This is a genomic window from Gallibacterium genomosp. 3, from assembly GCF_001678475.1.
Lineage (GTDB): Bacteria > Pseudomonadota > Gammaproteobacteria > Enterobacterales > Pasteurellaceae > Gallibacterium > Gallibacterium faecale.
In genome coordinates, this window is sequence record NZ_JTJR01000011.1 from 29,400 (window position 1) to 49,614 (window position 20,215).

The window sequence follows — 20,215 nt, forward strand, 5'->3', positions numbered from 1 at the left end:
TTTACGAAAGATCTAAGCCCATCTGCCAAAACGCAATTTCCATTCGAGTGGCAGTAGTAAAAATGTGTTGGATTTTTTGTAGTTGTGTTGCTGAAACTGATTCACAAAGTTGATCTAGAAAACGACTGGCTGCTTGTGCCACGTTCTGAAATTCATCACAAGCATAAGTATCAATCCAGGATTGGTAGGGATTATTGGCTGGACTTATTTTATTTTGTGCAATACGTTGCCCAATTTGAGCATAGCCTAAAATACAAGGTGCAATGGCTGCATACAGTTCCGCTAATGTTCCTTGCGCGCCACAATCGAGTACATAACGAGAATAGGCAATACACGCAGCTGACTCTGGTGTTTGTTGTAACTCTTCTAAACTCACGTGCCATTCTTCACAATACGCAATATGTGTCTTTACCTCTGTTAAAATCGCTTGTAAATCATGGCTAATCGCTGTTAATGCAGAAAAGTTATCGCATTTATACATAGCTAACGCTAAAGCACGGCTGTAATGCAACAAATAATGGTAATCTTGTTTAAGATAATGTTGAAAACATGGTTTAGCTAATGTTCCTGTTGCTAGTTGTTGCACAAAACGATGTTCAACATAATCTTGCCAATAAGGTGTGGCATTTTGTATTAGTTGCTGGGTAATCGACATAATTTTCTCACAATAATTAACGTAATTGGTTTGCCCAAGGGAGAAAGTAACGCAACAATTTGTCGGTTAAGAAAAAGAACAGTAATGTGATAAACATCAACACAAACAACGCCGCAAACATTAAATCCACCTGCATTCGAGCATTGGCGTGTAACATTAAATAGCCCAAACCTTGATTAGAACCTACCCATTCACCAATCACGGCACCAATTGGTGCTATGGTGACGGCAATTCGTAATCCAGATGCTAATGAAGGTAATGCCGCAGGCAAACGTACTCGCCATAAAATTTGTAATGGCGTGGCATTCATGGTTTTACTGAGTTCTAACCAGGTTGTTGGCGTATTACGTAAACCGTCATAACAAGCTGCTGTCACTGGAAAATAAATAATCAAAATCGTCATTGCGATTTTTGAAGCCATTCCGTAACCAAACCAAAGCACTAATAAAGGTGCAATCGCAAACACTGGAATCGCTTGAGAAACAATTAATAAAGGTAATAACAAAGAGGAAAGCCAACTAGACAAGGAGAGCAATAAAGCGGAAAGTAACCCCAGTAAAAAACCTAAGCAAAGCCCTAATAAAATTTCCAATAAAGTCACTTGAGTATGTGCCAATAGTAAGGCAGTTTTTGATTGTAGTTGATCCAATACATCAATCGGTTTGGGTAACATATAGTGAGGTAAATCAAAAACAACCACTGTGGCTTGCCATACCAACAAAAGTGAACAGGACAATAAAAGCGATTTAATCAAAGAAGAAAAATGCTGCATTTATCATTCTCCTTGCTGTAATTGGCGTAATAAGTGTTGATGTAATTGCCAAAATTCTGCTTGTTCTGGAGAACGTATTGTTGGCGTAATTGGCGGCGTTAATACCACTTGTGCTGACTGCTTTTGCAAAACAAAAATCTGATCACAAAGCATTAATGCTTCTTGCGGATCATGGGTAATCAATAGTACCGTTTTGTTTGCTAATAATTGACGGGATAAGGTTTGCAGTTGTAATCGAGTCACTACATCTAACGCTGAAAAAGGCTCATCCATTAATACAATTTCGGCTGACTGCATTAATGTTCTCGCTAAGGCAACTCGTTGACGTTGCCCTCCAGAAAGCTGATAACACGCCTTATCTCGATATTCCAACATATTGACTGCTTGTAGCAGTGTTTCTGCTTGTGCATAACTCGCTTTATTTTTGCATCCCTGTAAATGCTGGACTAATTGCACATTCTCAATGACAGATAACCAAGGAAACAAACCATCATTTTGTGCCATAAAAGCAACTTGTTGCGTTTGTTTGTCTGTCTGTTGAAAAACAATTTCGCCTGATTGAATTGAATCTTGCTCTAAACCAGCAATCACACGTAATAAGGTAGATTTACCTACCCCAGAACGCCCTAAAATTGCTGTCCAGCCACCTTGCTTCAAACAAAAATTAAAATCAACAAACAACGCTTTCTTATCAAAAGCGAGGTTTAAGTGGCGTATTTGCACTGCGTTCATCGCTAGATCCACAATTAACAACGATCTAGATTACGCACAAAGAAAATAGAATGGGTAAGAAAAATAGAAATAAATGAAGATATTTGAACTGTTTGCATAATTAGTTTCCTACGTCAGTGTTAACTGTATCAGGTTCACGGGTATTATCTCAGCTGCTCAGCAGCACCCCGACTAACGCTGTTTAATGTACAAGGAAACTTTAGAAAATACAACTTCAAATAGAGAAAAAACAGAATATAACTTTAGATTATATCTAATCAATTTAATTTACTTGTAATCTCTAATACCTATGCTAATTTAGCAACCTTTTTGATTTTTTAGGAACAATTTATGCAATCTTTAATAATTCTTGATGGTGGTATGGGGCGTGAATTACATCGCCGTAATGCACCTTTTCGTCAACCAGAATGGTCTGCCTTAGCATTAATGGAAACGCCAGATATTGTCCGTGATGTTCATTTAGACTATATCAATGCTGGCGCTAACGTGATTACAACCAATAGCTATGCTGTTGTACCTTTCCATATTGGAGAACGTTTTTACCAACAAGGTGAACAACTTGCTGCCCGAGCAGGAAAAATAGCACAACAAGCAGTACAACAAAGTGGCAAATCTGTATTAATCGCTGGCTCATTACCGCCTCTATTTGGTTCTTATCGTCCCGATCTATTTAATCCGGAACAGGCAGAAATGCTTGCGAAGCCATTAATTCAAGGGTTATCTCCCTATGTTGATATTTGGTTAGCCGAAACACAAAGCAGCATTATTGAAATGCAGACTTGGCGCAAATTATTAGGCGATGATCCTCGTCCATTCTGGAGCTCTTTTACTTTAGATGATTCCGCTATGCAAACCGAACCTAAATTGCGTTCTGGTGAATTAGTTGTAGATGCAGTAAAACAAGCCTTAGCACTAAAAGCAGCCACGATTTCGTTTAATTGTAGCCAAATTGAAGTTATGGAAGCTGCATTACGTCAAGCAAAAACAGTTATCGATCAACAACCTTACCCAGTTAATCTTGGTGTTTATGCCAATGCCTTTGAGCCACAACCAGAAGAGATGCAAGCGGCTAACGAAGCGATTGATGAAATTCGTCAAGATAGTACCCCTGAAAACTATCTATTTTGGGCTAAGAAATGGTGGGCTATTGGCGCTAATGTCATTGGTGGTTGTTGTGGTATTGGTCCTGAACATATTGCACAACTTGCCCAACACTTACGTTAATGGAGACAGTATGACAACAACAAAAATCGGACTTTCTGCATTAACTGCATTAGTGATTAGTTCTATGATCGGTTCTGGTATTTTCAGCTTACCGCAAAATATGGCTGCTGTTGCAGGTTCTCAAGCCTTATTAATTGGTTGGCTAATTACTGGTGTGGGTATTATTTTCTTAGGCCTTTCATTTGCTTGTTTAGCATCTTTACGTCCTGAATTAGATGGTGGTGTCTATGGCTATGCTCGAGCAGGATTCGGCGAATTAATGGGTTTTCTCTCTGCTTGGGGATACTGGCTTTGTACCACGATTGGAATTGTTGGTTATCTCGTGGTTGCCTTTGAAGCATTAGGTACGTTTACTGATCAGCCTGACATTCTTATTTTTGGTAAAGGTAATACTTTGTGGTCATTTATTGGTGCTTCTTGCATCGCTTGGTTAGTCTATGCTTTAGTCGCCAAAGGAATTAAAGAAGCTGCCGGTGTGAATTTAATTGCAACTATCGTTAAGGTTTTTCCATTACTGCTCTTTATTGGATTAGCCATTTACTTCTTTGACAGCCAACGTTTTTTTGCTGATTGGCAAGGACAGGGCATCATCACTGATGACCAACAACCTGCTACCTTAATTGATCAAGTTAAGAATACGATGTTAATTACCTTATGGGTTTTTACAGGTATTGAAGGTGCAGCCGTTTTATCTAAACACGCACAACGAAGAAGCGATATCGGTCGAGCAACAGTAATCGGTGTCGTGATTACCCTATTAATGTATGTCGCAATTACGTTACTTTCTCAAGGTATCTTACCTCGTGCAGAAATCGCAGAAATGCCGAATCCATCAATGGCGGGTATTCTTACTTCAATGATGGGGAATTGGGGAAAAGTGCTAATCACCTTTTGCTTAATTGTTTCTGTTTTATCCTCTTATTTAAGTTGGACATTATATGCTACTGAAATCCCACATTTAGGAGCTAAAAATGGTGTCTTTCCGCCTTCATTTACTAAACTAAATCAACATAATGTGCCTCACTTTTCCCTATTATTTACAACACTCACAGTACAACTCTGTTTATTTTTAGTTTGGAAAACGGGAAACAGCTACGAAACACTTCTGCTAATTTCCACCTCAATGATATTAATCCCTTATCTATTGGTCGGTGGCTTCTTATTAAAATATGCACTACAACACAATCTTCATTGGCGCTATAAACTTGTTGGTGGTATCGCTACTCTCTACGCGGTATGGATTGTTTATGCTGCTGGAGTTGAATATTTACTACTCTCTGTACTCCTTTATTTACCAGGCGTATTACTATTTTTATATTCACAACGCAAATTCTTAGGTAAATGGCAATTACGAGGGTATGAAAAGATAGTATTGTTACTATTAATCATCCTAGCTATCCCAGCATTTTTGCAACAAATAAACTAATTAAATAAAAAACGCCCCGGTTAGGGAGGGGCGTTCATATAGAGAATTTCCTTTTGTTTTAAAGTAATAAAGAAGTTAGTTCAGGAAAAACAAGTAAGATTACTAATACTAAAATTTGTAATCCAATAAATGGCCATACAGATTTAAAAATATCTGTTAATTCAATCCCTTCCGGAGCCACACTTTTTAAATAAAATGCAGCTGGTCCAAATGGAGGACTAAGGAAAGAAACTTGCATATTTACACAGAATAATACACCAAACCAAATAGGGTCATAACCAAGCGCTGTAATAATTGGTACAAAAATAGGCATTGTCAACATAGCAACACCAATCCAATCCAAAAACATTCCTAAAATAAGTAGAATAATCATCATAATAATGATGGTATAAATTGGAGGTGCATTTAAACTTGAGAATAATTGAGTAATAAAACGATCGCCCCCCATCAAATTATAGATGCCAATAATCATCGTTGCACCAATACCTACCCAAATAATCATTCCCACAGTATTAATTGTATGTTTAAGCGATTCTTGAATAATTTTGAAATTTAATTCTCTACGATAAAAAGCAGCTAAAATAACGCCAACAACACCAATACAAGCAGATTCTGTAATAGAAGCAATACCACCATAAATACTACCTAAAATCCAGGTTGCAATCGCCACCGGAATCGCAATATCATGGATAATCTTTTTAATATCTTCTTTTGTAAGTGTTTGTCTTTCCTCTGTTGCCATTGCAGGACCATAATTTGGTTTTAAATAACAAAGAATCAAAATATAGAGGATATAAAGTACTGATAATAAAATTGATGCTGGAACTGCAGCAAGGAATAAACCACCAATAGAAACATTTGCTGTCATACCATAAATAATTAATACAATACTCGGCGGTACCATAGTCCCCAATGCCCCACCAGCAACAACTGTACCAATCGCCAAATTCTTATTATATCCCAAACGTAACATTTGCGGTAAAGCTAACATACCTAGCAAAACTGTCTCACCGCCTATAATGCCTGACATTGTTGCTAGTAATACGGCAACAAACATAGATTGAATCGCAATTCCACCTTTTAAACGTCCGCCAATAATACGCATTGCATTATAAAGATCCCTAGCAATTCCTGTTCTATCCAATAATGTCGCCATTAATACAAACATTGGTACTGCAACAAAAGTATAAGAAGAGGTGAAGTCTGTAACCCTGGCTGCCACCATTTGCATAATAGAGGCTGTATCAAACCAAAGATAAGAAATAACTAATGCGATTAATCCTGTTAAAAAACCTAATGGCATACCAACAAACAGTAAAGAAAGCATCATCAAAAAAATAATGAGTGTTCCCACACCAATACCAAGAGAACTAATCATGATACCACCTCCTGATCATTTTTGGTGCAAATATGACGAAAAATATGTAATACAGAAAGAAATAGAACCATTAAGCAAGAAATAAAGAAGAATGTTTTTTCAATTGCGGGGAATGGCGTATCTAAAACAGTCCCTGATGTTTGCATTTTAAATGTTCCCATTGGAGTAAATAATGCTTCCATCGCTGAAAGATATGAACCATAACTTAATAAGATAAAGAAGATAAAAACCAATATCTCCACTAATAATCCTAAAGCCCATCGTACTTTTGGAGAAAATTGTTGGCGAATAAATGTCATCGCAATATGTTTATTACTCGCATAACAAGCTACTCCACCATATAACAATGAAAGGCTAACTAAAAACGTTGTTAATTCATGAACCCAAATTGTTGGGCTAGAAAAGATATAACGCGCAAGAACCTCATAAAATCCAATAGCTACAATAAATAAGAAAATATAAGAAACATAATAACCTATTTTAATAAATAGCTGATCTAACCGATCTGAGAGATGTAATAAAGATTGAGAAAAAGACATGTCCAACTCCTTAATGGGCAAGACTATATATCTTGCCCATTGTGATGGGTTACTGCATCATTCCTTGAGATGTAAGGAATTTTAATAAGGCTTGATAATACTGATTACCGATTTCAGATTGTTGTGCAATTTCTTGCCAAATTTCTTTTGCAGCAGCACGCACTTTTGCTGTTTCTTCTGGACTCCATGCAACTGGCTGAACACCTTTTCCAATTGCTTCTTTATACGCTAATTTATCTTCGTAATGAGCTTTAATTAAAGTATCTAGTGCCATTCCTTTAAAATAAGAAATTAAGAACTCTTGATCTGCTGGAGATAAAGATTGCCAAGTTTTTAAATTCATTATCATATGTACTGCTGGTGAAGAGTGAATTCCTGGATAAATAGGATACTTAGCAATATCATGAACACCTTGAGCCTGGTTATTGGCAAAAGTTGAGAAATCAGCAGCATCAATAATCCCTTTTTCTAAACTGGTATAAATTTCTGAACCAGGTAAACCGACTGGTGCAGCCCCCAATTTTGCAAAAAGTTTTTGAATTGGGCCTGATGGAGCACGAATTTTCACTCCTTTAAACTCAGAAACATTAGAAATTTTAACTTTTGATGGTAAAGATTCTGCCCCAGTAACAGATACACCGATTAATTTCGCACCATATTTTTGGAAAATACCATCTACGACCTCAAAACCACCACCGTTATAATAGAAACTTAAAATATCTTCATCACTATTCCATGCAGAAATAGTATCCCCGATAAGCCCAAATCCAGGATCTGTACCCGCATACATTGCTGCTGTCGCTACAGCACCATCAATAATTTTATTACGAACTCCTGACAACATATCACTGGTTTTCAATACAGAGTCTAATGGTAATAACTCAATACTAATTCTACCATTAGAAGCTTTTTCGATATTATCCGTCCACTGTTTCTGGATTTCATATACCTTTTCTCCAGCAAAATTTGAGCTTTCAAACTTCAAATTGATTTCAGCTGCTGATACAGCAAATGACATCATGCTTGCTAATGAGATAAATAATAAAGATTTTTTGAGGTTCATAATACACTCCTTAAAATAGTAGTTGTTTAGACAGCCGCTAACATACCACCATCAACAAACAACAGATGGCCATTGACAAAATCAGAGGCTTTTGAAGAAAGAAATACCGCTGCACCAATTAATTCATCAGGATCCCCCCAACGATTAGCAGGTGTTCTTTGGCATAACCATTGAGTAAATTGCTGGTTTTCGACTAATGCTGTTGTCATTTCAGTCTTAAAATAACCAGGAGCAATACCATTTACTTGGATGTTGTAACGCGCTAGTTCGACACACGCGCCCCGTGTAATCATTTTTACTGCACCTTTAGATGCTGCATACGGTGTAATCGTATCTCGACCTAATTCACTCTGCATCGAGCCAATATTGATAATCTTCCCAGCTTTACGCTCAACCATATATTTCCCTACCGCTTGAATCATTAAGAACACGGCTTTTTGGTTAGTGTTAATCACACTATCCCAATCTTGTTCAGGGAATTCTAGAATTGGGTGACGGCGTTGGATTCCAGCATTGTTAATTAAAATATCAATAGGACCAATTTGCTGCTCTATCATTGCAATACTCTTTTCAATTTCTGCTTTATTCGTTACATCAAAAGGTACTGCATGAGCTTTAAAGCCTTTTTCCTTTAAGGTATTTGCCGCTGCTATTGCCCGTTCCGCATTTGTTCCATTAATAATAATTTCTGCACCATACTCCGCTAAGCCTGTTGCCAATAAAAATCCAATCCCTCTTGTTGATCCTGTGATTAATGCTCTTTTTCCTTTTAAATCAAAAAGATCTTTCATAATTATTCCCCGAATGTTAATTGCACTTTAATCGCTTTACTTTTATCCCCTGCTGTTTGTAATGCTTCTTCTGCATCTTTATATGAAAATTCGTGAGATAACAGTGGTAATGGATTGATTAAACCTTGCTCTAACCAACGTACAGCCACCTCAAATTCGTTGGTAAACCGGAAAGCTCCGCGATAAGTCAATTCTTTCGCTAAAAACTTAGTTACTGGGATTGGTGCATCGCCTTTTGCCATACCAATTTGTATAATCGTTCCTGTTGCTTTTGTTGCATCAATGGCAAAATTAATTGCACTTATTGCCCCTGAAGCTTCAAAGCTCACATCAAAATAACCTTTATCTGCAAAATATTCGTCATGATTATCTAACGGATTAATCGCTGAGGTTGCCCCCATTTTTATTGCACTTTCACGGCAAGATTCTTGAATATCAGAAGAGACAATTTCAATCGCGCCAGCTTGTTTACAAGCCGCAACAACTAAAGAGCCGATAGGGCCTGCTCCTGAAACTAATACTCTTTTACCTACAAGCGATCCCGCTTGATTAACAGCATGAATTGCAACCGCTAAAGGTTCTGCAAAAACCATTACTTTGCTTGGTATTTCATTGTTATATGGAATAACTTGATCATCTCTCACTACTACATACTCAGAAAAACCACCATCCACATGAGGATTTAGCATTGCACTACCAAAAAAACGCATATTTAGACATTGATTTGATTTACCACTTAAACAGTACTTACATTGTAAACATGGCTTACTTGGATTAATTGCAACCGTTTGTTTATTTTTAGATAAAATACCAACAACTTCATGTCCTAGAATCATTGGGTGCTGTAAACTGAAATTACCAATTCCACCATGATTATAATAATGGATATCTGAACCACAGATACCGCCACGTACAATTTTCACAATAATATCATTGTTATATATAGGTTTTATCTCTGTTGTAGTAACCTGAATTTGATGTGCACCAGACACTTTTATACATTTTGATTGAAGATGTTGCGTCATTTTTTACCCCTCTTTATAATTTAATGCAACCGCTTGCATTAACGTAGTGTTTTTAAATTTAACTTTCAATCATAATTTGTTCAAATTGTGATCAATTTCAAAAAAAGAATAAATTCAGATAGAATACGAGCGATTATGATCTCTTTTACATGACACTATTTTTATATGAGAAAACGCACTACTATTGATGATATTGCGAAAGCTTTGGGTATCAATAAATCTACTGTTTCTAGGGCAATGAATAACCCTTCTCTCGTATCCACAGAAATGCGAGAAAAAATTGAAAGAATGTGCAGGAAAATGAACTATATTCCTAATAGCATTGCCAAATCCTTAGCCTCTTCTTCCACCAATTCCATTGTGTTATTAATTCCTTCTTTTAGTAATGATGTATTTAAAGAAGTGATTGATGGCGTAAAAGAGATTTGTGATCAATACAATTACAACTTATTAATCAGTGATTTTTCTTATACTCCCCTTGAAGAGCAACGCATTATTGAGAAATATCTACAACAAAATGTTGATGGGTTTATTTTGACTGAAACTTTTCATACGCAAAAAACCAAAGATCTATTACAGATGGCTAATATTCCTGCTGTGGAGTTAATGAATATTTATGAAAATCCCAATTTTTTAGCCAATATTGGTATTAACCAATATGTCGCAGCAGAATATCTCATTAAATTTTTAATTGAAGAAAAACAACGTAAACATATCGCACTCTGTTCTTCTTGGTTAGATAGTCGGGCGTTATTAAGGAAAATGGCGTGGGAAGATGTTTTAGCCCATTATCAACTTTCACTTGATCGCCACTTCACCTTAAAAGAGAGAACCTCTTTTGTGAGTGGTGCTGAAGCATTAATTGAAATTCTTTATCAATGGCCAGACACCGATGCAATTTTCTTTGTTAATGATGATATTGCGGCAGGTGCCATTATGGAATGTTCGCGCCGAGGAATTAAAGTTGGCAAAGATTTAGATATTGTTGGCTTTAATGATCTTGATTTTGCAAAAGTTCTTAACCCAAGTTTAACCACAATTTCCACACCTCGTTTTGAAATTGGTAAATTAGGTGCACAAACTTTGATCCAATTTTTATCTGGACAAACACCAGAACATCAAACAATCGAATTACCGTTTAAATTTATGCGTCGTCAAAGTGCTTAATTTGTTGATTATTAGGAACAATCATTATTAGTCCAATAAATAGGAACAACCAATTCTCGAATAAATGAAAAATCTATATCTTAAATCAATCTTACAAACAAAATAGCCTTTATCCACCTTAGATCACACTAAGGTGGATAAAGCAGGATAAATAATTTAATCTTTGGATATTCTCTAAAGATTAAAGGTCTAGCTTTTTGTCTAGACCTTTATCAACTGTTTAAAGGGTTAGTTTTACTATCCTTAATACTAAAGAGATAAGAATTAGAAAGTAAATCGGAAGTTAAGATCTAATTGTTGCCCTAAATACTTTTTACCAAAAGTCGTGTTATAACGTAATGTTACTGCACTAAATGGTGTAATTGTATATTCTGTACGAATTCCTGCAATCCCTTGCACCCGTTGCTTATCCAAACCTTGTATAACAAAAGTATCGGTTGGTGATGCTACAAAAGAGGCTGTCGTAGATTGTTTAATTTTTAACATTTCAACTTCAGCCGCAAAAGTACCACCTATTTTCCAACGTTCACCTACAATCATTTCAGCATCAACACCACTTTGTAATGTTAGAGATTGATCCGTATTCGCTTTAATATTTAAACGTGTTGAAGCCCCTGTTTCTTGATAAGCATTGGTCTTCGCCCATACATAGTTAGCTCGTAAGAATGGGGTGATTAAATAGTCATCATTCCCTTGATAATAACGAATACCTGCGGTTGCATAACCTAGATTCGCTCCGAATTTCGCACTTACAACTTTATTCAGTATAGTTTGATCTCGCTTAGTACTAATCGTGCTATGTCCATAGCCAAATTGAGTTTCTAATGCAACATTCAGCATAAAGAACCAGTCACTATAGATACCACCTTGCCAAGTTTCTGCAGAAAGAGATTGTTGCTGAATTGAACCTGTTGAATGTGACTTAGTTTTTACATAGCCTAAGACAACGCCTATATTTAAATCCTTAGTAACACGTTTGTTACCTCCTAGAATAAAACCTTGATTATCTGTTTTGTAGCCTGCAATCCCTTTATTTGCAGAGTGTCTATCCCAATTACTGATAAACTTGCCCCATACAAGATGATCTCGGTAATTATCTTGTGGTACCCAAGTATTTAATGACGCTGTTGTCACTGGTGGATTAATAATGCCTGTTACACCCGATACGACATTCGACATCAAGAAACGACTGGCACCTGTAATTATTCCACCTGTTGCACTATTAATCACAGAAGTAACCTCATTGGCAGCAGCCCTTACCTGTTCATCACTTTGTAACTGCCCGAAGTCTCTAGCTAACTCCATTGCAGTTTCATCGCCTTTGCCTTTTACTGCTTTATCAATAACAATATCTATTGCTTCTGCATTAGGAATATCACTAGCAATATCAGCTACTTTCTGCTTCTGTTTTACACGTAAATTTAGTGCAATACTTGTTGCATTATCATCATCAAGAGCAACCAGATTACCCGCCTTATCACGCCCAGCATGATATTCTTCCATAGAGAAAATCGCACTATTATCTATGATAGAAGCAAATTTACCTTTTAAAGCAAAGCTATCCTTAATCCCAGTATCCCGTTCGAAACCATCACAATTTTGGTTAGTGAAAGCATCATCTCCACATTGGTAAATTGTCCGTTTGACACCAACCACATCATTGATAACCCAATTCTCATTTTCTACTGTTGCTTTATCCAGTAAAGAGGAATCAATTATCAACTTAGCTCCTTCCACATTCAAACTAGCGTCTTCCACTTCTAAACGTCCATAATCTTCTTGTGAACGAATACCTATCTTGAGGGTTTTACCTGATAAACTGATTTCTGGAGGCGTAGTACCATCGGGATGTAAAGATGTTGCTGCATTAGTTGTGGCTTGATAAACCAATTTATTATGTAACTCAATATCATCAGGAAGATTCATGCTATTTGCCATGATATAGCTAGGTTGATTAACTCGTAGTCTTTCTACACCTGCCACTGTATAGTCAACCACAATTGGTAACGCTGTTGAGGCAGTGACGTTCTCCCCTAGCACTAACTCATCCCCATTACCCTCACCTAAATCTAAGGTATGGTCAGTTACATTGATGCGTACGGTTTCGTCTGCTATAACTACCTTGTCATTACCCGCTTTTAAATCAATATCACCATTAATGATAGAATTTCGTCCGATGTAAAGCACATTATTTGCATCATCCCCTAATACAGCATGTGGTTTTCTGGTTTCCACGCTACCATCATCTTTAAGTACTTTGACGGCAAAGCCATTCGCATTAAGGATGGTATTTTCTAACCTAACAACCGTATTACCTTGAATATTTAAGGCAGTCACAAAGCCATTGACAATACTATTAGTAAGCGTCAAATCCTTATTGGCAACTAACGCTCCATTCGCTACCCCTACACCATTGATAATAGTGCGATCAATCGTATTATCCACTGCAGTATAGCTACTGTCTCGACCACTAATAGGTGCATTGATAATCTTGTACTCTACCCCACCAATCGTTTGCGTACTATCTGAGGCTGATTCAATACGATCAAGTACACCATATGGCACAGAAACTAAAGCATCAGTAGAAGAACTAGCATTAGGTAATTCAACAACGCCATTTTCTGCCACAACGACAGGCTTATCAACATGGTACACATCCTTAAGATGGTCGTTTAACTTAATCAGTTTTTCATTAAGTTGCTTAATTTGCTCATTATAAAATGCAAGATACTGGTTATAAATAACTTTAAAGCCACTATCATCACTTAATGACTTAATAACCGCTGTAAGAGCTTCCTGTCGGTTTTTTAGCTTATTTTTCTGAGCTAGAATCTCAGTTCTATTATCTTCATCACGCCATTTCGCTTTAGGAAGCCATTGATCTTCATAACTTAACTTAAAAGTATCCGCTGTCTTAGTATCAGTAAGAGCTTCATTTAATTTGAAATATAAATCAATACGCTGATCATCAGTTAATGAATTACTCACACTACCATAGGCTTTTTCAATTTTCTTAATATCCTCAACTGCGTAAGTTTTATATGTAGATAAAACCCCATTATTTGTCTTGTAGTGATTATTTAGCATTGCAATATCACTTGCTAAGCCACCCAACGTAGCCGAACTTGTTGGGTTCATAAAGTCATTTCGAGCCGAAGCTATATTAGCACTCTCTACACGCTGACTCATCACCGCACGTTTTCCTAAATAAACATATGTTCCCAGATTATTAACAGGATCTTTATCTGCATTGAAATATAAGTAAGTCTGATGCTTTGCATCAGCATCCGTACGTTCACCATTATAATTTCCTGCAATGAGCTGACCTGCCATTAACCCATAGTTATTAATCGTACCTGTAAATGCAGACTGATAACTAGGTTCACTTGTGCTGTAAGCATCACTAATAGAACCTTTGGCAAGCAACGCAGCATGATTACCCGAAATAATCCCTTGGTTATTAATATTAGAAGATAGGGGTTGATCAACAAATAAACCTACCCCTGTTCCTAAAAAATCTACTCGTCTATATTCACCATCCGAGAACCCATGGTACATTTCGCTATATCCACTCATTACCCCACGATTATTCACGTTACCTAAAGTCAGCTCGTTACTAGCTCGTTCCGTATAAATAGATACGCCATTACCACTACCTTTAATGTCTGAGATGGCGTTAATCTGTATGCAATTACTATGTTTAGTTCTTCCATATCGAATACAACTTACTGCCTCTTCGGGTGCTGGTGGAGCCTGATTTACTCGATAATTTTGATTCCAGTTTGAATTATTCGTAAGAATTAGCTTAACCTCTTCCAAAGGCAGGTTTTTGTTAGCTAAAACCTCTCCTGTTTTTCCACCACCACCCATGCCAGCTTGAGCTTTTAAGTATCCAGAAATCACACCATCATTATTAATATTTCCTACACTAGCTATATAGTCTTGAGATGAGCCTGCTTTTAGAGAAACTGAAATACCATTGCCAACCCCCATAGCTTCAACATTAATCACACCATAACCACTGCCCGCCTTTAAATCAGCAAAGCCATCAATTCTACCTTTATTATCTATATTTCCCATAGAAAGGCGGACTCCAGCTTCTCTTATTCCGTATTCATCTGATGTCCCTAAAATATTTTGTGTTGCCTCTAAAGATAAACCAATACCATTCCCTGCGTTATAGGCTTGTGATTGCGAATAATTATGTAACGCACGAGACTGATTATCTCCAGAGATTTGAACCAAATGCCCTTTAATATTCCCTTGATTATTCACATTACCAATCTCTGCAAAAGTTTGATCTTTTGCAAATCTTAGCGTACGTGCTGCAACACTAATGCCGTTTCCAGTATCATAAGATCGTGTATAGTTAGTCGAGCCATCATTTTTCACATCAACTGAACGCAATAAGGCATCCCCGACTATTCTACCGCCTACATTATTATTGACGTTGCCTAACTTCGCTTCATTAATTTTCTCATAAGAATATGTACGTCTATCTTGTGTAATTAGATGTGTGCGTAAAGAAACCCCATTACCCGATGCCCAATTGGTCATTGTATAATCTTGTGCCTCATCATGACTGATGTCTAGCACTTCTTTTCCTTGTGCTACTACTTTACCTTGAATAAGACCGCTATTTTCCAACTTATCTAGAGCAATACGGATATTTTTACCATAGAAATTTTTATCATCAGAGCTTAAAGAGGCGGGAATTTCACCAATACTACTAACATTACTCTCTTCAAGAGCTGAACGCACTGAACGTGCACTACGAGAACCACCTGTACCTGCATCAACAGCCACTTCACTGCCATCTGCCCCAATAATATACTTACCAAAATCTCCTGCACCATAAAGCGAAATGCCATTCGCAGAAGCATTTACTACAACTAAGCTACGATGTGTGCCAGCACCTGTTTGAAGTTGAGCAAATCCTGATGTAACACCATTATTCTCAATTTTATCCAAAGCAAATGTCATATCATTTTCATTACTTACTGGCACCCAGCCGTAAGCATCGATACCGTTGGCCTGACCATCTGGAGCGATACTACTGCGATAATCTTTTAACTCCGTTGATTCGTATGTATATTTATCGTCAGACTTTAATGCATTAATAAATAATCGCCCATAAATTCGCCCATCATTAATAACTCCTTTTTGTGCTGTGAGTCCATCCATATCGCCATACCAGTTAACCCTTACTGGATTACCTGTACGATTATGTACTCCAACGAATAAGCCACTATATTCATGACTAGGATCCGTTACCTCAGCTAATGTTGTTATTGTTACATAATCTTTAACTAAAGCATGAGGTACATCTCTATCCTGAATATATAGATCATTTTCATTATAAACTTTATGTGCTGAAACTTGTTGGCTCAAAGCAGTTAGTACAACTAATGCAGTTGTTTTCATAGGGAATTGGAATTTCTTCATATCAGTGCCTTAAAAATAAAGAATAATGAGAAAAAGACAAACTAAAAAGATGATAAGAAAAAGAGATTTTTGAAAATACTGCTAGCAACAGATAGAAACACTAATACATATTGAGTTATAGATTTACACCAATGAAAAGAAACTGTTACCCGCAAAATTACTTACAAAGAGTTATCATACAGTTTAGTAATAAAATGGTAACATACAACCCATCAAAAGAAAATGATAATTAATATCATTAACAAAATAAATTATTATCTATTCTATATAAAAAGATTTAATAAGAGTTAAGTGATTCTTGTTGAATAGTATCTAAAAAATAACGGCTACATTGAAGTTTATAAGATTGAGCAGAGGTTGGTGATGATACTATAAATAATGCAGCAATTTTATGATTGTCTGCAAACTCAAAAGCCTTCTCTCCCAACAGAAATAAAGCTGTTGCATATCCATCCGCAGTCATACAATTATCAGCGATCACAGTAACAGATAAAATACTAGAATTACTGCTATACCCAGTTTTTACATTAATTTCATGGGCGGCAATATTTCCTCGATCTTTAAAATAATTACGGTAATTTCCAGAAGTCGCAATTCCTTTATTTACATCTTTAAATGTAAGAATTTGTTCATAAACACCACCACCCCATTGTGGACGTTCCACACCTACTACCCAAGCTTTACCATAACGATTTCCAGATAATCGTAGTTCGCCCCCAATTTCAACTAAATAATTTTTAAACCCTTGATTTTCCAAAATCTCTGCAAGCCTATCTACAGCATATCCTTTTGCAATAGAACATAAATCAATATGGATATCGGCTCGTTGCTTACTCAATCCATCGTCACCTAAACACAAAGCCTGATAGTTAACTTTTTTTAACGCAATGGCGACTTGCTCTGAACTAGGATGTTTATCCACATCTAATGCACCAAATCCCCAGATATTAACAAGTGGAGCAACAGTAATATCATAAATTCCTTGCGTTTCTTGGCAAATTGTAAGCGCCTTATCTACAACCAACCTCATTTCTGGGCTAATTCGTATTGGTGCCGTACTAGTATTCGTATTAAATTGAGAAATTTCTGAATAAGGAAGGAATGGAGACATTTGCTGGTTTACCTGATGTAAGACTCGCTTAACTTCTTTCTCAATCCTTTCTTGTTCAGATTTAGAAACAGTTTCTGCTATTTTAATATTCCAAACAGATGCCATTGTTTCACCAGATAATGAGAACATATTTTTCCTTAACTAACAATTAATAATAATTCTCATTATAAACAATAATTAAAAGAAAAATGAAGTTTCTAAAAATAAACATATAAAAAATGACTAATTGGTTATTCTACTCCTAATAAATTAATGATTTTTATTTTTCACAACCACGAATACCTAAAGCACGTACGCCTTTGACTGCATGTTCTATATCTTGGGTGGTAAATGCCTTATAAATAAAATTTAAACCTAATTTTTGGTACAAATAGTTATGAAAACGTGTACCAAAATTACCTGGTCGTCCTGCCAAAGAAATACACAATGTTGTATCTTTATTAATCATCTGATTATCCTTATTTCTCGTTTATACCTAAATACGCATGCTATTATTTTAGGATAAAAATTTTAACACTACTCGCTTTACTAATATGATTATTTATCCAGCACTTCACCAGATTTACTGCTTATTAATGCTATAATTCGACAAAACACCAATAAATACGCGAATCACAAGGATTTTTTCATGGATTTTTCAGAAATATTAGATGGTTTAAATGATCGTCAGCGTGAGGCTGTGGCTGCACCCTTAGGCAATTATTTAGTGCTTGCTGGGGCAGGAAGCGGAAAAACACGTGTTTTGACTTATCGTATTGCTTGGTTAATCGGTGTAGAAAACGTAAGCCAAAACTCAATTATGGCGGTAACCTTTACCAATAAAGCCGCTGCAGAAATGCGGCATCGTATTGAATCGTTATTAAAGGATCAATTACAACCTCCCTTTGGTATGTGGGTAGGCACATTCCATAGCCTAGCACACCGCTTATTACGCCGTCATGCCCTCGATGCGGGTTTACCACAAGATTTCCAAATCCTTGATTCTGAAGATCAATTACGTTTAATTAAACGCTTAATTAAATCTTATAGTATTGATGAAGGTTTATACCCACCAAAACAGGCGTGTTGGTTTATCAATAACAAAAAAGACTTAGGTCTCCGACCAGAACAAATTGAAGCTAAAGACACAGAATCCCATAAATGGGTAGAAATTTATAAAATTTACCAAGATGCGTGTGATCGTGCAGGACTGGTCGATTTTGCCGAATTATTACTACGTACTTATGAATTATGGTTGAAAAAACCTTTGATTTTGCAACGTTATCAACAACGTTTCCAACATATTTTGGTCGATGAATTCCAAGATACCAATAATATCCAATATGCGTGGGTGAAGTTATTAGCAGGAAAAACCGGTAAAGTAATGATTGTTGGCGATGATGATCAATCTATCTATGGTTGGCGTGGTGCACAAATTGAAAATATTCATCGTTTCCTAGCAGATTATCAGGCCCAAACTATCCGCTTAGAACAAAACTACCGCTCAACTGAAAATATTTTGCAATCAGCTAACGTACTAATTGCAAATAACGAGGGGCGCTTAGGTAAAAATCTATGGACTGAGGGAAATAAAGGTGAGCCAGTTGGCATTTATCAAGCCTTTAATGAATTAGATGAAGCTCGTTTTGTTACATCCCAAATTAAACAATGGGTTGATGAGGGTGGCAGTTACGATCAATGTGCCATTTTATATCGCAGTAACCGTCAATCTCGGGTGTTGGAAGAGGCTCTCTTACAAGCAGGTTTACCTTATCGAATTTATGGTGGTTTACGCTTTTTTGAACGCCAAGAAATTAAAGATGCATTAGGATACCTACGTTTAATTGCCAATCGACAAGATGATGTGGCATTTGAACGCGTTATCAATACCCCAACACGAGGAATTGGTGATCGTACCGTCGAAATACTACGCCAAATCGCACGTCAAAATACGATTACTCTTTGGCAGGCAGCCCATTTAGCTATCGAAGAGAAATTAGTACAAGGTCGCGCCTCGTCCGCACTGTTGCGTTTTATTGAATTAATTAATGCCTTAACCTCTGATACGGAACAGATGCCATTGGCAGAACAAACAGAATTTGTGATTAAACATTCTGGCTTACATGAGATGTATAAGAATGAAAAAGGCGAAAAGGGTGAAGTTCGTTTAGAAAACTTAGAAGAGTTAGTGTTCGCAACTAGAGATTTCCAAAAACCTGATGAAGCAGAAGAGATGAGTGATTTACTGGCATTTCTTACTCACGCCTCTCTTGAAGCAGGTGAAGGACAAGCTGCACCGCATCAAGCCTGTATTGATTTAATGACTTTACATTCATCAAAAGGCTTAGAGTTTGATCGCGTCTTTATTGTTGGTATGGAAGAAGGGCTGTTTCCAAGTGGTGTATCAGCTAATGAAATCGGCGGATTAGAAGAAGAACGCCGTCTAGCTTATGTTGGCATCACCCGTGCAAAGAAAAAATTAACCCTCTGTTATGCTGAACAACGCCGTATTTATTCTCAAGAAGAAAAACGTATTGTTTCTCGTTTTATCAATGAGTTACCTAAAGAAAATATTCAAGAAATTCGTTTACGTGGTACAGTAACAAGAGCAATCAATCGCGAAGCCATTGGTTCAACAAAACCTTTATTAGCAAATCAAGATTGGAAGTTGGGTCAAAAAGTAAAACACGCTAAGTTTGGTTATGGTACGGTGATCAATGTAGAAGGAAGCGATCAAAATGTTCGCCTACAAATTGCATTCCAAAATCAAGGCGTTAAATGGCTGATCGCTAAACTCGCCAACTTAGAAAAATTGTGATCTTTTGCGATCCATATGAAACTTTTTGCATTATAATATGTCCAAGCACCCGTTCCAGAAATACGGTTTTTTACATTAAATAGTAACTGT

At 36.7% G+C, this 20,215-nt stretch carries 14 protein-coding genes, 1 pseudogene and 1 riboswitch; of the genes and pseudogenes, 4 read left to right on the forward strand and 11 right to left on the reverse strand.

The window, feature by feature from the left end:
- Nucleotide 1 precedes the first annotated feature (1 nt).
- From tenA to QV06_RS02980, 3 genes are read right to left on the reverse strand one after another with little or no spacing between them, the layout of a single operon-like run.
- Nucleotides 2-655 carry a thiaminase II gene (gene tenA / locus QV06_RS02970; protein WP_065236878.1) on the reverse strand — a complete coding sequence of 218 codons (654 nt, stop codon included), beginning with the start codon at nucleotides 653-655 and terminating at the stop codon, nucleotides 2-4.
- A 16-nt stretch (nucleotides 656-671) separates the two neighbouring features.
- Nucleotides 672-1,427 carry an ABC transporter permease gene (locus QV06_RS02975; RefSeq protein ID WP_065236879.1) on the reverse strand — a complete coding sequence of 252 codons (756 nt, stop codon included), beginning with the start codon at nucleotides 1,425-1,427 and terminating at the stop codon, nucleotides 672-674.
- Nucleotides 1,428-1,430: 3 nt separating this feature from the next.
- The gene (locus tag QV06_RS02980) at nucleotides 1,431-2,159 is read right to left on the reverse strand and encodes an ABC transporter ATP-binding protein (RefSeq protein ID WP_065236880.1); all 729 of its coding nucleotides are present in this window, start codon (nucleotides 2,157-2,159) and stop codon (nucleotides 1,431-1,433) included.
- Nucleotides 2,160-2,247: 88 nt separating this feature from the next.
- Nucleotides 2,248-2,339: riboswitch (TPP riboswitch) on the reverse strand.
- Nucleotides 2,340-2,489: 150 nt separating this feature from the next.
- Between QV06_RS02980 and QV06_RS02985 the strand changes: the two genes are divergently transcribed.
- Both QV06_RS02985 and QV06_RS02990 read left to right on the forward strand, forming a co-directional pair.
- Complete coding sequence (locus tag QV06_RS02985) at nucleotides 2,490-3,383, forward strand: homocysteine S-methyltransferase family protein (RefSeq protein ID WP_065236881.1); 894 nt, start codon at nucleotides 2,490-2,492, stop codon at nucleotides 3,381-3,383.
- A 10-nt stretch (nucleotides 3,384-3,393) separates the two neighbouring features.
- Entirely contained in the window at nucleotides 3,394-4,809 is a 1,416-nt protein-coding gene (locus QV06_RS02990) for a basic amino acid/polyamine antiporter (protein WP_065236882.1), read from the forward strand.
- A gap of 58 nt (nucleotides 4,810-4,867) precedes the next feature.
- Here the strand turns inward: QV06_RS02990 and QV06_RS02995 are convergent, their stop codons facing one another.
- From QV06_RS02995 to idnD, 5 genes are read right to left on the reverse strand one after another with little or no spacing between them, the layout of a single operon-like run.
- The gene (locus QV06_RS02995; protein WP_065236883.1) at nucleotides 4,868-6,187 is read right to left on the reverse strand and encodes a TRAP transporter large permease; all 1,320 of its coding nucleotides are present in this window, start codon (nucleotides 6,185-6,187) and stop codon (nucleotides 4,868-4,870) included.
- Nucleotides 6,184-6,726: a TRAP transporter small permease subunit gene (locus QV06_RS03000; protein ID WP_065236884.1), complete on the reverse strand. Its 543-nt coding sequence runs from the start codon at nucleotides 6,724-6,726 to the stop codon at nucleotides 6,184-6,186. The genes QV06_RS02995 and QV06_RS03000 overlap by 4 nt, the downstream gene beginning before the upstream one ends.
- Nucleotides 6,727-6,775: 49 nt before the next feature.
- On the reverse strand, nucleotides 6,776-7,789 hold the full coding sequence (locus QV06_RS03005) for a TRAP transporter substrate-binding protein (protein ID WP_065236885.1): 1,014 nt from the start codon (nucleotides 7,787-7,789) through the stop codon (nucleotides 6,776-6,778).
- A gap of 26 nt (nucleotides 7,790-7,815) precedes the next feature.
- A complete protein-coding gene (gene idnO / locus QV06_RS03010; RefSeq protein WP_065236886.1) occupies nucleotides 7,816-8,580 on the reverse strand; it encodes a gluconate 5-dehydrogenase in 765 nt (254 codons plus the stop codon).
- 2 nt (nucleotides 8,581-8,582) lie between these two features.
- Entirely contained in the window at nucleotides 8,583-9,605 is a 1,023-nt protein-coding gene (gene idnD / locus QV06_RS03015) for an L-idonate 5-dehydrogenase (protein ID WP_065236887.1), read from the reverse strand.
- 165 nt (nucleotides 9,606-9,770) lie between these two features.
- On the opposite strand from idnD, the gene QV06_RS03020 reads away from it, so the two are divergent.
- Nucleotides 9,771-10,772, forward strand: a complete 1,002-nt coding sequence (locus QV06_RS03020; RefSeq protein ID WP_065236888.1) for a LacI family DNA-binding transcriptional regulator — start codon at nucleotides 9,771-9,773, stop codon at nucleotides 10,770-10,772.
- A gap of 264 nt (nucleotides 10,773-11,036) precedes the next feature.
- Here QV06_RS03020 and QV06_RS03025 read toward each other — a convergent pair whose 3' ends face one another.
- The 3 genes and pseudogenes from QV06_RS03025 to QV06_RS03035 form a co-directional block, all read right to left on the reverse strand.
- Nucleotides 11,037-16,217 (reverse strand): autotransporter outer membrane beta-barrel domain-containing protein, encoded by a 5,181-nt coding sequence (locus QV06_RS03025; RefSeq protein ID WP_065236889.1) that lies wholly within the window; start codon nucleotides 16,215-16,217, stop codon nucleotides 11,037-11,039.
- Nucleotides 16,218-16,494: 277 nt separating this feature from the next.
- Nucleotides 16,495-17,457 (reverse strand): FAD:protein FMN transferase, encoded by a 963-nt coding sequence (locus QV06_RS03030; RefSeq protein WP_065236890.1) that lies wholly within the window; start codon nucleotides 17,455-17,457, stop codon nucleotides 16,495-16,497.
- Between the two features lie 139 nt (nucleotides 17,458-17,596).
- Nucleotides 17,597-17,776, reverse strand: a pseudogene (locus tag QV06_RS03035) (shikimate 5-dehydrogenase); the annotation flags it as partial.
- 180 nt (nucleotides 17,777-17,956) lie between these two features.
- On the opposite strand from QV06_RS03035, the gene uvrD reads away from it, so the two are divergent.
- On the forward strand, nucleotides 17,957-20,125 hold the full coding sequence (gene uvrD, locus QV06_RS03040) for a DNA helicase II (RefSeq protein WP_065236892.1): 2,169 nt from the start codon (nucleotides 17,957-17,959) through the stop codon (nucleotides 20,123-20,125).
- Nucleotides 20,126-20,215: the final 90 nt, after the last annotated feature.

Coding starts and splice junctions, on each gene's coding strand:
- tenA (WP_065236878.1), bottom strand. CDS start 655: ATGTCGATTACCCAGCAACTAATACAAAATGCCACACCTTATTGGCAA.
- QV06_RS02975 (WP_065236879.1), bottom strand. CDS start 1,427: ATGCAGCATTTTTCTTCTTTGATTAAATCGCTTTTATTGTCCTGTTCA.
- QV06_RS02980 (WP_065236880.1), bottom strand. CDS start 2,159: ATGAACGCAGTGCAAATACGCCACTTAAACCTCGCTTTTGATAAGAAA.
- QV06_RS02985 (WP_065236881.1), top strand. CDS start 2,490: ATGCAATCTTTAATAATTCTTGATGGTGGTATGGGGCGTGAATTACAT.
- QV06_RS02990 (WP_065236882.1), top strand. CDS start 3,394: ATGACAACAACAAAAATCGGACTTTCTGCATTAACTGCATTAGTGATT.
- QV06_RS02995 (WP_065236883.1), bottom strand. CDS start 6,187: ATGATTAGTTCTCTTGGTATTGGTGTGGGAACACTCATTATTTTTTTG.
- QV06_RS03000 (WP_065236884.1), bottom strand. CDS start 6,726: ATGTCTTTTTCTCAATCTTTATTACATCTCTCAGATCGGTTAGATCAG.
- QV06_RS03005 (WP_065236885.1), bottom strand. CDS start 7,789: ATGAACCTCAAAAAATCTTTATTATTTATCTCATTAGCAAGCATGATG.
- idnO (WP_065236886.1), bottom strand. CDS start 8,580: ATGAAAGATCTTTTTGATTTAAAAGGAAAAAGAGCATTAATCACAGGA.
- idnD (WP_065236887.1), bottom strand. CDS start 9,605: ATGACGCAACATCTTCAATCAAAATGTATAAAAGTGTCTGGTGCACAT.
- QV06_RS03020 (WP_065236888.1), top strand. CDS start 9,771: ATGAGAAAACGCACTACTATTGATGATATTGCGAAAGCTTTGGGTATC.
- QV06_RS03025 (WP_065236889.1), bottom strand. CDS start 16,217: ATGAAGAAATTCCAATTCCCTATGAAAACAACTGCATTAGTTGTACTA.
- QV06_RS03030 (WP_065236890.1), bottom strand. CDS start 17,457: ATGTTCTCATTATCTGGTGAAACAATGGCATCTGTTTGGAATATTAAA.
- uvrD (WP_065236892.1), top strand. CDS start 17,957: ATGGATTTTTCAGAAATATTAGATGGTTTAAATGATCGTCAGCGTGAG.